Below are 13,565 nucleotides of genomic sequence, written 5' to 3'. Positions count from 1 at the left end.
CGGAAATTCGGCGGCACGCGCGATTACGCCGTGCCGTGGCGTTTGCGATAGCTTTCGAGGAACCGGCCCACGCGGCCAATGGCCTCGCGCAGGTCTTCCTCGTGCGGCAGGAACACGATGCGGAAATGGTCCGGGCGCTCCCAGTTGAAACCGGTGCCCTGCACCAGCAGCACCTTCGACTCCTGCAGCAGTTCGTAAATGAATTCCTGGTCGTCCTGGATCGGGTACATCTCAGGGTCCAGCTTCGGAAACAGGTACAGCGCCGCCTTCGGCTTGACGCAGCTCACGCCGGGAATGGCGGTGATCAGCTCGTACGCCAGATCGCGCTGGCGGCGCAGGCGGCCGTCCTCGGCGACCAGGTCGTTGATGCTCTGGTAGCCGCCCAGCGCGGTCTGGATCGCCCACTGGCCGGGCACATTGGCGCACAGCCGCATCGACGACAGCATGTTGAGGCCCTCGATATAGTCGAGCGCCGGACGCTTGTCACCGGACACCACCATCCAGCCGGCCCGGTAGCCGCACGAGCGGTAGTTCTTCGACAGGCCGTTGAAGGTGACCGTCAGCACGTCGGTCGAGAGCGCGCCGATCGACGTGTGCGTGTGGCCGTCGTAGAGCACCTTGTCGTAGATCTCGTCGGCAAAGATGATCAGCCCATGCTCGCGCGCGATGTCGACGATCGCCTGCAGCAGCTCGTCGGAATACAGGGCGCCGGTCGGGTTGTTCGGGTTGATCACCACGATTGCCTTGGTGTGCGGCGTGATCTTGCGGCGGATGTCGTCGAGGTCGGGCATCCAGCCGTTGGCCTCGTCGCACACGTAATGCACCGGCGTGCCGCCGGACAGGCTGACCGCGGCGGTCCACAGCGGATAGTCGGGCGCCGGCACCAGCACCTCGTCGCCGCCGTTGAGCAGCGCGTTCATCGACATCACGATCAGCTCGGACGCGCCGTTGCCCACGTAGATATCGTCCAGCCCCACGCCCTGGATCTTCTTTTCCTGGGTGTAGTGCATGATCGCCTTGCGCGCGGCAAAAATGCCCTTGGAATCCGAATACCCGGCCGAATTGGGCAGGTTGCGCATCATGTCCTGCTGGATCTCTTCCGGCGCATCGAAGCCGAACACGGCGAGATTGCCGATATTCAGCTTGATGATCTTGTGCCCCTCCTCTTCCATCTGCCGGGCCTTCTCGAGCACCGGACCACGGATGTCGTAGCAGACGTTCTGGAGTTTGTTCGATTTCTGGATGGGTTTCACGGCGGCAGTGAGAAATGTCGGCGGCAAGGCTGCCCGCGGTCGGGGCGGCGTACTCGGAATCGTGTTGGGGTCAGTCGAATTCGGAACTTCAGACGCGCGTCCGCCGGGATGCAACGCGAACGTGGCAGACAGGGAGGCAAAAGCTATAATTTATCGGATTATGACAGACTTCTGTACGGATTCTTGCACCGCAGCGACCGCTTTCCCGCGCGGCACGCACAATCCTGCCAGTCGCTCCCCCTTCACCGTTTCGTCGCCAGCCTCCGCTGCGCCCCTTCCCGCGGCGGAATGGCGCGCACCGGCGTCCCTGGCGGCCGCGAGGACCGCCCCTTGAAACTCCACGCCGACCAACCCCAAAGCCTCAACACCGTGACCGCCTACGGTCCCGGCTATATCGAGATCAACGCCATCCGCCACGAACGCTCGCTGCTGGTCATGCCCGAGGGCACGGTCGAGCCGTGGCCGGTGGAGCGCTTCGAGGACCTCGCGCCGGAGCACTTCGAGGCCCTGCTGGAAAAGGGCCCCGAGGTCGTCCTGCTGGGCACCGGCGCGCGTCTGCGCTTTCCGCATCCGCGCCTGACCGCGGCGCTGTCCAGGCGCCGCATCGGCGTGGACGCGATGGATATGCAGGCCGCATGCCGCACCTACAATATTCTGATGGCCGAGGGCCGCAAGGTGGCCGCGATCCTGCTGCTGGACGCGGCGGCGGCTAGCTGACTGCCACCGCGCGGGCGCGCGCACGGGCGTGACATGGCCCAGCCGGCCGCGCCAGACGCCAGACGCCCGGCCGGCTTTGCGCCGCCGCCCTTGTCAGCGGTCATCGGCGGATATTTTGCCAGGTTGAGCCGACGGCACGCTTGAAGTCCGGCTGGCCGCCCCCATCTGCACGAGCCATGGCAGGAGCCCAAGATAAACAACGGGCGGCAGCTCTTACCGGCCCTTACCGGCCCCTTCCCCGCTGCCCGCCCGCCCAGGAGCCATCAGCATGACAGTCAGTCTCAACCAGGCCGTTCCCGACTTCCAGGCCCCGGCCACCGGTGGCGATTTCCGGCTGGCCGACCAGCGCGGCAAGACCGTGGTCCTCTACTTCTATCCCAAGGACAACACGCCCGGCTGCACCACCGAGGCGATGAACTTCCGCGACCAGCACGAGGCCTTCGAGAAGGCCGGCGCGGTGGTATACGGCATCTCGCGTGACAGCATGAAGTCGCACGAGAACTTCAAGGGCAAGCTCGAGCTGCCGTTCGAGCTGATCTCCGATGGCGACGAAGCGCTCTGCCAGGCCTTCGACGTCATCAAGATGAAAAAGATGTATGGCAAGGAAGTGCGTGGCATCGAGCGCAGCACTTTCATTCTCGACGGCAAGGGCATCCTGCGGCACGAGATGCGCGGCATCAAGGTGCCGAACCACGTCGACGAAGTGCTGGAGATCGTAAAGTCGATGTAAGCGCGGGCACCTGGCGCGGCGAGCCCGCGACACTCTCGCGGGCTCGCATGGAAGGACGATTGCCAAACCGAAAACGTTCGGATACATTGGCTCGTAATGCGTTCCGATCACAGTTGCCACGCTTCCTCACACGTCCGGCCCAGGCGGCTTGCGCCAAGGGCCGGAGGTGGAACTGCCGTGTCAAGGTTTGCGGTTGACCACCAGGACGTCAGTTCGCCCGACCCTCACGGCATCTCCCACGGACACCACGACAAGCCGCCTCACCTGATCCTCAGGCAAGGCGGCTTTTTTGTTGCCCGGATTCTTGTTCGCCCCTGAAAGGAAAGCCAAGCATGCCGCTGCCCACCATGCCCGCCAAGCCTGCACAACTGCTGGACCCGAGCGAATTCGCACCGGTCGCCCTGCCCAAGGCCAAAGCCGCGGCGCAGGGTAAAAAACCGGTGCCGGTGCTCGAGCGCGTGGCATTACTCGAGACCGGCGACACCACGGCGCCCGCCACGCGCGCACGCGCGGGCAGCACCTCGCGGGCCCGCACCACCGATGCCCCGGCTCCGCCCACGGCGCCCGCGGCACCGGCAGCGGTCAGCCTCGTCAAGCCGGCTGCCGGCCCGACCCGGCGCACGCGCAAGACCGAGGGGCCGAGCAAGCTGTTCGTGCTCGACACCAACGTGCTGATGCACGACCCGAGCTCGCTGTTCCGCTTTGAAGAGCACGACATCTATCTGCCGATGATGACGCTCGAAGAGCTGGACAACCACAAGAAGGGCATGAGCGAAGTCGCGCGCAACGCGCGCATGGTCAGCCGCACGCTCGACTCGCTGGTCGGCGGCACCGACGGCGTGCTCGACGAGGGCCTGCCGCTCGCGCGGCTCGGCAACAAGGACGCGCAGGGCAAACTGTTCTTCCAGACCCGGCTCAACGATATCCGTCTGCCCGAAGGCCTGCCGCAAGGCAAGGCCGACAACCAGATCCTGGGGGTAGTCAGCGCGTTGCAGCAGCAACATCCCGAGCGCCAGGTGGTGCTGGTGTCGAAAGACATCAACATGCGCATCAAGGCGCGCGCACTCGGACTGCCCGCGGAGGACTACTTCAACGACCAGGTCCTCGAGGACAAGGACCTGCTCTACGCCGGCGTGATGCAACTGCCCAACGATTTCTGGGCGCGTCACGGCAAGGGCGTGGAAAGCTGGCAGGACCCCAAGTCCGGCGCGATGTTCTATCGCCTGACCGGTCCGCTGGTGCCGTCGTTCCTCGTCAACCAGTTCGTCTACCTGGAGCCGATGGACGGTAGCCTCCCGCTCTACGCACAGGTCAAGGAAATCAACGGCAAGACCGCGCTGCTGCAGACGCTCAAGGACTACACGCACAACAAGAACAACGTGTGGAGCGTGACCGCGCGCAACCGCGAGCAGAACTTCGCGCTCAACCTGCTGATGAGCCCGGACATCGACTTCGTCACGCTGCTCGGACAGGCCGGTACCGGCAAGACGCTGCTCGCCCTGGCCTCGGGCCTGGAGCAGGTACTCGACCAGAAGCTCTACAACGAGATCATCGTCACGCGCGCCACCGTGCCCGTGGGCGAGGATATCGGCTTCCTGCCCGGCACCGAGGAAGAAAAGATGCAGCCGTGGATGGGCGCGTTCGACGACAACCTCGAGGTGCTGCAGAAGAGCGACGACAGTGCCGGCGAATGGGGCCGCGCGGCCACCCAGGAACTGATCCGCTCGCGCATCAAGGTCAAGAGCATGAACTTCATGCGTGGCCGCACGTTCGTGAACAAGTTCGTCATCATCGACGAGGCGCAGAACCTGACGCCCAAGCAGATGAAGACACTGGTGACGCGTGCCGGCCCCGGTACCAAGATCGTCTGCCTCGGCAATATTGCGCAGATCGATACACCGTACCTGACCGAAGGGTCGTCGGGCCTGACCTACGTGGTGGATCGCTTCAAGGGCTGGAGCCATAGCGGCCATGTCACGCTGGCGCGCGGCGAACGCTCGCGCCTGGCCGACCACGCGGCGGACGTGCTCTGAGCGGCGGCGGGCCCGGGCGGGGCCGGCGCAGCCGCCGGCGCCCCGCCCGCGCCCTCCGCGCCCCGCCCTGGGTAGCATCCGGCACGGCGCGCGCCTGTCGGCCTCTTCCGGCAGGCGCCGTCAGGCTTTTGCCGACAGCCAGCGCGGGCCGTGTTGGCTATGATGCCTGTACATGACTGATCTGTTGCAGTCAGCGAAATCGGGGAGGCGTCGATGCACAAGCAGCAGCCATTCAACCATTACCTGCCGGGCAGCCGGACACTGTTCTCGCGCACGGCGCGGGCGGCGCGCCGTCGGCGCATGGCGGCGGCCGCCGTGATCGGCACGGCCGTGCTGGTCGCGTTGACCTGGCGGCCGGTGCGCGCCGCGGACGGCATGGCATCCGATGCCAAAGCCGCCGATGAAATGGTGATCCGCACCATGGGCCCGGTCAGCTATGTCTGCGGCGGCGTGGCAGAGGACGAGCGCGCCCGCCTGGCCGCGCAGGAAAAGAACTTCAACATGGGCATCCTGTTCACCAAGGGGCCCAGCGGCGAATACCTGGCGGACGTCGATGTCAAGCTCACCATGGACGATGGACAACAGGTGGCCACGTTCAAGGCCGGCGGCCCGCGCTGCCTCATACGTGCGCCAGAAGGCAGCTACAATATCGAGGCCAGTTACAAGGGTCAGCCCAAGACCATCAAGATCAGCACCGGCACGCACAATGCGCAACTGCGTTGGTAAGTACTGCGTGGTAAGTACTGCGTGGTAAGTACTGCCTGGTGAAGTACTGCGGCCAGCCGGTTGCCGCGCACGTAGCACGTCATGGGCGTTGGACCCGGCAACCTGACCAGACACAAGGATGCCGCAGCGCCCGTCTTTTCTCTTCCGCACCCGTCTACCCGCGCTCTGCGCGGCGGCCCTGCTGCTGGCCGCCTGTGCCGGCGGCCCGCCGGCGCGCCACACGTCCCTGCCCTCGCGCGCACCGGGCAAGCCCATGAACGATCCCAGCGCCGGACTCGAGGAAATCTCGATCCAGGCGATGTCGCTGGTCGGTACCCCTTATCGCTATGGCGGCAATACGCCCGATGCCGGTTTCGATTGCAGCGGCCTGGTGCGCTACGTGGTCCAGCGCGCCGCCAATGTGACACTGCCGCGCACCACCGAACAGATGGGCAAGCGCGGCACCTCGCTCGACCGCGGCGAAGTCGCCTCGGGCGACCTGGTGTTCTTCAACACCACCGGCCGCGCCAACTCGCACGTGGGCATCTATGTCGGCCAGAATCGCTTTGTGCATGCGCCGGCCACGGGCGGTACCGTGCGGCTCGAGGATATGGGCAAGTCGTACTGGGCCACGCGCTACAACGGCGCGCGGCGCGTGGTAGCCGCATACAGCCTGCCGGAGCCGGCTGCGCCGGTGCCGTCGATGCAGCCACCAGCGCCGATCGCACCTTCAGCACCGCCACCGGCGGCACCTGCGCCCGACGACGATCCTATCGCAGCCTTCGCCAACCTTCAGTAGCCCGCCGGCCGCTGATCGAACCGACTGATCAAATCGACGGCGCAAACCGACGGTGCAAACCGACACGCAAGCGTGCGCACAGGCCGGCGCACAGGCCGGCCGCCGGACAGGCACCCGGCAGTCGTTACAGGATATGCGTGCCGACCCACCAGGCGATGGCCGCCATAAAGGCCGACGCCGGAATCGTCAGCACCCAGGCCCAGACGATATTGCCGGCTACACCCCAACGCACCGCCGACATCTTCTGTGCCGAGCCCACGCCGACGATCGCACCCGTGATGGTATGGGTGGTCGAGACCGGCACGCCCAGCGCCGAGGCGATGAACAGCGTCATTGCACCGCCGGTTTCCGCGCAGAAACCGCCCACCGGCTTCAGCTTGGTGATTTTCTGACCCATGGTCCGCACGATGCGCCAGCCGCCGAACAGCGTACCCAGGCCGATGGCCACGTAGCAGCTGATGATGACCCACACGGGCGGTTCCGCGCCGCCTGCCGCGACATGCCCGCTGGCGATCAGCAGCATCCAGATGATGCCGATGGTTTTCTGCGCATCGTTGCCACCATGGCCCAGGCTATAGAGCGACGCCGATACCAGCTGCAGGCGACGGAACCAGCGGTCCACGCGCGAGGGTGGCGTGCGGAAGAAGGTCCAGCCCACCACGATCATCATCAGCGACCCGAGCAGAAACCCCAGCAGCGGCGAGATCAGAATGAAGGCCACGGTCTTGATCAGCCCGTTGCCCACCAGCGCACCGGTGCCGGCCTTGGCCACCGCGGCACCCACCAGGCCGCCGATCAGCGCATGCGAGGACGACGACGGAATGCCGTAGAACCACGTGATCACGTTCCACACGATGGCACCCATCAGCGCGCCAAAGATCACGTAGTGATCGACGATATGAACGTCGATGGTACCGGTGCCGACCGTGGCTGCCACCTTCAGGTGAAACACGAAGATCGCCACCACGTTGCACATGGCCGCCATGGCCACGGCATGGTGCGGCTTGAGCACGCCCGTGGATACCACCGTTGCAATCGAATTGGCCGCGTCGTGAAAGCCGTTCATGAAGTCGAACAGCAAGGCCAGCGCGACGAGCAGGCCAATGACCCACAAGCTCATTTGAATGGTCTGCATGGCGTCCGCGTCTTACGCGTTCTCCAGGACGATGCCTTCGATGATGTTGGCAACGTCCTCGCACTTGTCGGTGATGGTCTCGAGCTGTTCGTAGATGGCCTTCAGCTTGATCAGCCGCTTGACGTCGGTTTCCTCGCGGAACAGCTTCGACATCGCCGCGCGCATCACGCGATCGGCCTCGGACTCGAGCTGGTCGATCTGCTGGGCGGTTTTCAGGATCGCGCCGGCATTGCTCATGTCCTCGAGCAGGCCCACGGCAATCTTGACCTGGTCGCAGCACTGCACGCAGATGGTGGCCAGGTGACGCGCTTCCTCGGTCAGGTTGGTCACGTCGTAGAGCGAAATCGTCTCGGCCACGTCCTCCATCAGGTCCAGGATGTCGTCCATGGTCGTGATCAGGTTGTGGATCTCGTCCCGGTCGAGCGGCGTGATGAAGGTCTTGTGCAGCAGATCGATCGTGTCGTGCGTGATGCGGTCCGCCTTCTTCTCGGTGGCCTGCACACGGCGCGCATGGGCCTCGGCATTGGGCAGGTCGTTGACCAGCGCTTCCAGTTCATGCGCCGCCGCGACCGCGCAGTCGGCGTGCTGGTTGAAGTATTCGAAGAACTTGCCCTCGGTGGGCATGAATCGGCCGAACATGAAATGTCCTTGATGCGTGCCGTCGCACGCGTAGAAATCGTTTACAAAAAAAACGGGGCAGGCGCCGGGGGAGACGCCGGGGGAGACGCTTATGGCATGACAGCCGCACAGAAGGCGGCTGTCATCAAAACGCAATATTTTACAGGGTTGCGGCGCCGAACGGGCGCATGCATGCGTCCGGGTGTTGCACGGATGGGCAGGACGCTTCCGTGCGCCGCCCGCTCAGGTGTCATTGTCGAAGAACGCCGGGCCGCCCGAAAAGTTGTCGAACTTGGTGAACTGCCCCAGGAAGGTCAGGCGCACCGTACCGATCGGGCCGTTACGCTGCTTGCCGATGATGATTTCCGCAGTGCCCTTGTCCTGCGAATCGGGGTTGTACACCTCGTCGCGATAGATGAACAGGATCACGTCGGCATCCTGTTCGATAGCGCCCGATTCACGCAGATCGGACATCACAGGGCGCTTGTTGGGTCGCTGCTCCAGGCTGCGGTTCAGCTGTGACAGTGCGATTACCGGACAGTTGAGTTCCTTGGCCAGCCCCTTCAGCGAACGCGAGATTTCCGAGATCTCGGTTGCGCGGTTCTCGCCGCCGCCCGATCCCGACATCAGCTGGAGGTAATCGATGATGATCAGGCCGAGCTGCCCGCACTGGCGCGCCAGACGACGCGAGCGGGCGCGTAATTCCATCGGATTCAGCGCCGGCGTCTCATCGATAAACAGCTGCGCGTCGTTCATGCGCTGGATGGCATGGGTCAGGCGCGGCCAGTCTTCGTCGAGCAGGCGGCCGGTACGGAGCCGGTGCTGGTCGAGCCGTCCGACCGAGCCGAGCATACGCATGGCCAGCTGCGTGCCGGCCATTTCCATCGAGAACACCGCCACCGGCAGGCCCTGCTCCACCGCCACGTGTTCGCCGATATTCAGGGAGAACGCCGTCTTACCCATCGACGGGCGGCCGGCCACGATGACTAGGTCGCCGGGCTGCATGCCGCTGGTCATGCGATCGAGGTCGATAAAGCCGGTGGGAACGCCGGTCACGTCCGAGGTCGAGTCGCGGTGATACAGCTCGTCGATGCGCTCGACCACCTGGGTCAGCAGCGGCTGGATTTCCTGAAAGCCCTGCTGTCCGCGCGCGCCCTCTTCGGCGATGGCAAACACCTTGGATTCCGCTTCGTCGAGCAGCTCGCGCACCTCGCGGCCCTTGGGGGCAAATGCCGCCGAGGCGATATCGTCGGCCACGGTCACCAGCTTGCGCAGCACCGAACGCTCCCGCACGATCTCCGCATAGCGGCGGATATTGGCCGCGCTCGGCGTATTCTGCGCCAGCGAGTTCAGATAGGCCAGGCCACCGACTTCCTCGGACTTGCCGGCCACCTGCAGCATCTCGTAGACCGTAATCACGTCCGCCGGCTTGGTGGCGGCGATCAGGCGCGCAATGCTCTGGAAGATCAAACGGTGGTCGAAGCGATAGAAATCCGCTTCCGACAGGAAATCGGCAATGCGGTCCCAGGCGGCGTTGTCCAGCAACAGGCCACCGAGCACCGATTGCTCGGCCTCGATCGAATGCGGCGGAACCTTGAGACTGTCGAGTTGGGGGTCGGCGGCGGGCGCGTTCATGGGGTGGGATTATAGCGGCGGCGATGGGGCCGATGGCCCCGGCGGTCCAAAAACAAAAAGGCAGGAGCGAGGCTCCTGCCTTTTTGCAACGTGCTGCGGAGGGAAAGACGTCTTAAACGTGCTCGCCCAGCACCGACACGGTCACGTCCACCACCACGTCGGTGTGGAGCGCGACGTTGACCGGGTGGTCGCCCACGACCTTCAGCGGGCCGTTCGGCATGCGCACTTGCGACTTCTCGACCTTGAAGCCCTGGGTGCCCAGTGCTTCGGCGATGTCGGCGTTGGTGACCGAACCGAACAGACGACCGTCAACACCCGACTTCTGGGTCAGCTGAACGGTCAGGCCGTTCAGCTTCTCGCCTTCGGCTTGCGCGGCGGCCAGCTTCTCGGCGGCAGCCTTTTCCAGCTCGGCGCGCTTGGTTTCGAACTCGGCGATGGCCGTCTGCGTTGCACGGCGGGCCTTCTTCGACGGGATCAGGAAGTTACGAGCGTAACCGTCCTTCACGCGAACGATGTCACCGAGGTTGCCCAGGTTGATGACTTTTTCCAGCAGAATGACTTGCATCGTGTATTTCTCCTTGCGGTCCTGGGGACGATCAGTTCTTGTGCAGGTCGGTGTACGGCAGCAGCGCGAGGAAACGCGCACGCTTGATGGCCGTATCGAGCTGACGCTGATAGTGTGCCTTGGTACCGGTCAGGCGAGCCGGCGTGATCTTGCCGTTGTCGCCGATGAAGTCCTTCAGCGTGTCCAGATCCTTGTAGTCGATCTGTTCCACACCTGCCACGGTGAAGCGGCAGAAGCGCTTGCGCTTGAACAGCGGGTTCTGTTGCTGGAAGCGCTTCTTGTTCTTGTTGTCACGTTTGACGAATGCCATGATTCAATCCTTTTCGAATGCTCTACATCCAGTGATGTGAAAGACCAGCGTCTTGCTGTTGCGGTGCTTGCGGGCAAGGAATCCTTCGCAGTCGAGCAGCGTACCCAGCGGCAGCCGCTCCAGCTTCTGGCCCACCGGGCCGATCCCCAATGCCGCGATCGCGAACTCCACCTGCCGGGGCGTCGCCGCCTCCAGTACCTCGCCGGCATGCTGCAGGATGCAGTTGACGACGGGCACACCGGCCGGCGTATAGCGCAGGGCATCGCGTTCGACGAGGGTGGCGGCTAGCCGGAGCTGGTTCACCGCATCGATCCCGTGATCTGCTTTGCCGTGCCGCCCCCGCCCATCGCACCCAGGGTGCTGACGCGAGACGCGCTATGCGCTGGCACCGCAGTCCGCGCTCAGGCGGCCTGGCCTTCCGTGGTCGTTTGCGCGGCCTTGCGGGCTTCTTCGCGCTGCACTTCCTTCATCATCGGCGAAGGAGCGGTTTCAGCCTTCTTGGTCTGAACGATCAGGTGACGCAGCACGGCGTCGTTGAACTTGAAGGCGTGCTCGAGTTCGGCCAGGGTGTCCTTGCCGCATTCGATGTTCAGGCAAACGTAGTGGGCCTTGGCCAGCTTCTGGATCATGTAGGCCATCTGACGGCGGCCCCAGTCTTCCACGCGATGCACCTGGCCATTCTGCGAGGTCACGAGCTGCTTGTAGCGCTCGATCATCGCCGGCACTTGTTCGCTCTGGTCCGGGTGGACGATAAAGACGATTTCGTAATGACGCATTGACGCTCCTTTTGGATGAAGCCACCCGGGCGTCACGTCCGGTGCGGCAAGGTTGGATAGCCCGCGAGTATAGCCCGCGCCCTGCGATCCCGCAAGCCGCGGCCCATACAGTCCCCATACGCCCCCATACCGGCGCGCTCCCGTCCGCCGCTCGGCGGGCTTCCGCCCGCCATGCCTCGCCACGCCTCAGTACTGGCGCAGCACGTCCTGCAGGCGCGCGGGCACGGTACCCAGCGCGGGATCGGCGGCGAGGGCCAGCATCAGCAGCACGCGCGCCTTGTACGGATTGAGGTCGAGCGCGGACGGAAACGCCCCCGGCAGCGCGCGCGGCGTCTCCGGAATCGCCACGTGGCCCGCGCCGGTACGCGAACTGCGTACCACGGCCACGCCGGCACGGGCGGCATCGGCCAGCGCCGCGCCCAGCACCTCGTGCACCGAGCCGTTGCCGGCGGCCGCCACCACGATGCCGCGCACGCCGGCGGCCACCAGCGCGTCCACCATGCCCCGGCCCGGCTGGGCGTAGCTGGCCACGATCTCGACCGGCGGCCAGTCGTGCGGCACCGGCAGCCGTCGACCGCCGGACAGGGGCTGCCGCAGCACGCGCACATGATCGTCCTGCACAAAGCCGAGCGGCCCGGTGAGCGGCGAGACGAACGCATCCACGGCCGAGGTATGTGCCTTGACGACATCGCGCGCCGCATGGATCTGCTGGTTCAGCACCACCAGTACGCCCTTGCCGCGCGCGGCCGCGTTGCCCGCCACACGCACGGCGTCGAGCAGGTTGAGCGGGCCGTCGGCAGACAGCGAGGTCGACGGCCGCATGGCCGCCGTCAGCACCACCGGCACCGCGCAGGGCTGCGTCAGGTGCAGGAACATCGCCGTCTCTTCGAGCGTATCGGTGCCGTGGGTAATGACGATGCCGTCCACATCGGGCTGGGCGGACCAGTGCGCGATACGTGCCGAGAGCACGCTCCACAGCGCGAACGTCAGGTCCTTGCTGTCGATCTGCGCTACCTGCTCGGCCTCGATCCGCGCCACCGCCGCGAGCGTGGGCACGCCTTGCAGCAACGCGCTCACCGGCACGGTGGCAGCCTGGTACTGGGCGCTGCTGCCCGGGTTGCCGGACGAGCCCGCGATGGTGCCGCCAGTGGCGAGCACGACGATACGAGGCAACTGCGAGAACGGAGCGGACATGGAGGCGGCATGCGGCAAAGCATGCGCAAGCGGTAGATATGGCCGCCGATTGTAGCGGCCCTGCCCCGTGCTCCGGCATTGCGGCTGGCCCCAATGGCGCGGCGCCCCGGCGAGTGCGCGTGCGCATCCGATACACCCGGGCATATCCGCCACACACGCCGCGCAATGGCAACGTCGGGGCGGCCCCGCCTAAGATTGTGCTTGCACTTCACACGATACTGTATAAAATCACAGCATACTGTTTAAACATACAGTGCTGGTCGTGCGTTGCGCCAGATAGCGCGAGTGGTAGCACGGTCCAGAAGACGAAGTAGAACGACCTAGAACAATCGCAGAATCACGGACTGACAGGCGACCCATGGCGACCCTCACACCGCGGCAGCAGCAGATTTTCGACCTCATCCGGAACACCATCCGGAGTACCGGCTTTCCGCCAACCCGCGCGGAAATCGCTGCGGAGTTCGGCTTCTCCTCACCCAACTCGGCGGAGGAGCATCTGCGGGCGCTGGCGCGCAAGGGGGTGATCGAGCTGACGCCCGGCGCTTCGCGCGGCATCCGCCTCAAGGTCACGCGCAGCGATTCCGAGCTACCGGACCAGTTCTCGCTGCCGATGGCAGGGGTGATGCAACTCACGTTACCGCTGGTCGGCCGCGTCGCTGCCGGTAGCCCGATCCTTGCCGCGGAACATATCGACCGGCAATACCACGTCGATGCCACGGTCTTCGACGATCGGCCCGACTACCTGTTACGGGTGCGCGGCCTGAGCATGCGCGACGCCGGCATCCTCGATGGCGACCTGCTCGCCGTCAAGCGCGCCAGCGAGGCGCCGAACGGCAAAATCGTGGTGGCGCGCCTTGGCGAGGATGTCACTGTCAAGCGACTGCAGCGTCGTGGCGGCAACATCGAACTGATCGCCGAGAATCCCGATTATCCGAACATCGTGGTGCAGCCCGGCCGCGAAGAGTTTTCCCTGGAAGGCATAGCAGTTGGACTGATTCGCTCGTCCGGCTTCTGACTTCCGGCATCTGACTTCCAAGGCGGCGCGGTTGCCAGGCTGGCAACGAGGGATGTGCCGTACATTGATCCGCCTTGCAT

The 13,565-nt window shown here is 65.0% G+C and carries 15 protein-coding genes; 6 read left to right on the top strand and 9 right to left on the bottom strand.

Annotated elements, in window-relative coordinates:
• Positions 1-23 precede the first annotated feature (23 nt).
• Positions 24-1,253 carry a pyridoxal phosphate-dependent aminotransferase gene (locus DFLDMN_RS02445; RefSeq protein ID WP_423196942.1) on the bottom strand — a complete coding sequence of 410 codons (1,230 nt, stop codon included), beginning with the start codon at positions 1,251-1,253 and terminating at the stop codon, positions 24-26.
• A gap of 330 nt (positions 1,254-1,583) precedes the next feature.
• Between DFLDMN_RS02445 and DFLDMN_RS02440 the strand changes: the two genes are divergently transcribed.
• The 5 genes from DFLDMN_RS02440 (at position 1,584) to DFLDMN_RS02420 (ending at position 6,237) form a co-directional block, all read left to right on the top strand.
• Positions 1,584-1,970 carry an Mth938-like domain-containing protein gene (locus tag DFLDMN_RS02440; protein WP_423196941.1) on the top strand — a complete coding sequence of 129 codons (387 nt, stop codon included), beginning with the start codon at positions 1,584-1,586 and terminating at the stop codon, positions 1,968-1,970.
• 268 nt (positions 1,971-2,238) lie between these two features.
• The gene (locus DFLDMN_RS02435; RefSeq protein WP_423196940.1) at positions 2,239-2,700 is read left to right on the top strand and encodes a peroxiredoxin; all 462 of its coding nucleotides are present in this window, start codon (positions 2,239-2,241) and stop codon (positions 2,698-2,700) included.
• Between the two features lie 332 nt (positions 2,701-3,032).
• Positions 3,033-4,733 carry a PhoH family protein gene (locus DFLDMN_RS02430; protein ID WP_423196939.1) on the top strand — a complete coding sequence of 567 codons (1,701 nt, stop codon included), beginning with the start codon at positions 3,033-3,035 and terminating at the stop codon, positions 4,731-4,733.
• A 213-nt stretch (positions 4,734-4,946) separates the two neighbouring features.
• Positions 4,947-5,459 (top strand): hypothetical protein, encoded by a 513-nt coding sequence (locus tag DFLDMN_RS02425; protein WP_423196938.1) that lies wholly within the window; start codon positions 4,947-4,949, stop codon positions 5,457-5,459.
• 118 nt (positions 5,460-5,577) lie between these two features.
• Positions 5,578-6,237: a C40 family peptidase gene (locus tag DFLDMN_RS02420; protein WP_423196937.1), complete on the top strand. Its 660-nt coding sequence runs from the start codon at positions 5,578-5,580 to the stop codon at positions 6,235-6,237.
• 124 nt (positions 6,238-6,361) lie between these two features.
• On the opposite strand, the gene DFLDMN_RS02415 is transcribed toward DFLDMN_RS02420, so the two are convergent.
• The 8 genes from DFLDMN_RS02415 to DFLDMN_RS02380 all read right to left on the bottom strand — a co-directional run bounded on the left by DFLDMN_RS02415 (position 6,362) and on the right by DFLDMN_RS02380 (position 12,470).
• On the bottom strand, positions 6,362-7,372 hold the full coding sequence (locus DFLDMN_RS02415; RefSeq protein WP_423196936.1) for an inorganic phosphate transporter: 1,011 nt from the start codon (positions 7,370-7,372) through the stop codon (positions 6,362-6,364).
• 12 nt (positions 7,373-7,384) lie between these two features.
• A complete protein-coding gene (locus DFLDMN_RS02410) occupies positions 7,385-8,011 on the bottom strand; it encodes a DUF47 domain-containing protein (RefSeq protein WP_423196935.1) in 627 nt (208 codons plus the stop codon).
• Between the two features lie 222 nt (positions 8,012-8,233).
• On the bottom strand, positions 8,234-9,625 hold the full coding sequence (locus DFLDMN_RS02405; protein ID WP_423196934.1) for a replicative DNA helicase: 1,392 nt from the start codon (positions 9,623-9,625) through the stop codon (positions 8,234-8,236).
• A 112-nt stretch (positions 9,626-9,737) separates the two neighbouring features.
• The gene (gene rplI, locus DFLDMN_RS02400; protein ID WP_423196933.1) at positions 9,738-10,190 is read right to left on the bottom strand and encodes a 50S ribosomal protein L9; all 453 of its coding nucleotides are present in this window, start codon (positions 10,188-10,190) and stop codon (positions 9,738-9,740) included.
• 31 nt (positions 10,191-10,221) lie between these two features.
• Positions 10,222-10,500: a 30S ribosomal protein S18 gene (gene rpsR, locus DFLDMN_RS02395; RefSeq protein ID WP_006575387.1), complete on the bottom strand. Its 279-nt coding sequence runs from the start codon at positions 10,498-10,500 to the stop codon at positions 10,222-10,224.
• A 3-nt stretch (positions 10,501-10,503) separates the two neighbouring features.
• Entirely contained in the window at positions 10,504-10,803 is a 300-nt protein-coding gene (gene priB / locus DFLDMN_RS02390; RefSeq protein ID WP_423196932.1) for a primosomal replication protein N, read from the bottom strand.
• A 98-nt stretch (positions 10,804-10,901) separates the two neighbouring features.
• Entirely contained in the window at positions 10,902-11,276 is a 375-nt protein-coding gene (rpsF, locus tag DFLDMN_RS02385) for a 30S ribosomal protein S6 (protein WP_061958219.1), read from the bottom strand.
• A gap of 186 nt (positions 11,277-11,462) precedes the next feature.
• Positions 11,463-12,470, bottom strand: coding sequence for an asparaginase (locus tag DFLDMN_RS02380; protein WP_423196931.1), 1,008 nt, complete (start codon positions 12,468-12,470; stop codon positions 11,463-11,465).
• Positions 12,471-12,828: 358 nt separating this feature from the next.
• On the opposite strand from DFLDMN_RS02380, the gene lexA reads away from it, so the two are divergent.
• Complete coding sequence (gene lexA / locus DFLDMN_RS02375) at positions 12,829-13,485, top strand: transcriptional repressor LexA (protein WP_423196930.1); 657 nt, start codon at positions 12,829-12,831, stop codon at positions 13,483-13,485.
• The last annotated feature ends 80 nt before the right edge of the window (positions 13,486-13,565 follow it).

Source organism: Cupriavidus sp. H19C3 (genome assembly GCF_049393815.1).
Taxonomy (GTDB): Bacteria; Pseudomonadota; Gammaproteobacteria; order Burkholderiales; family Burkholderiaceae; genus Cupriavidus.
This window is presented reverse-complemented; position numbering and strand designations above follow the sequence as displayed.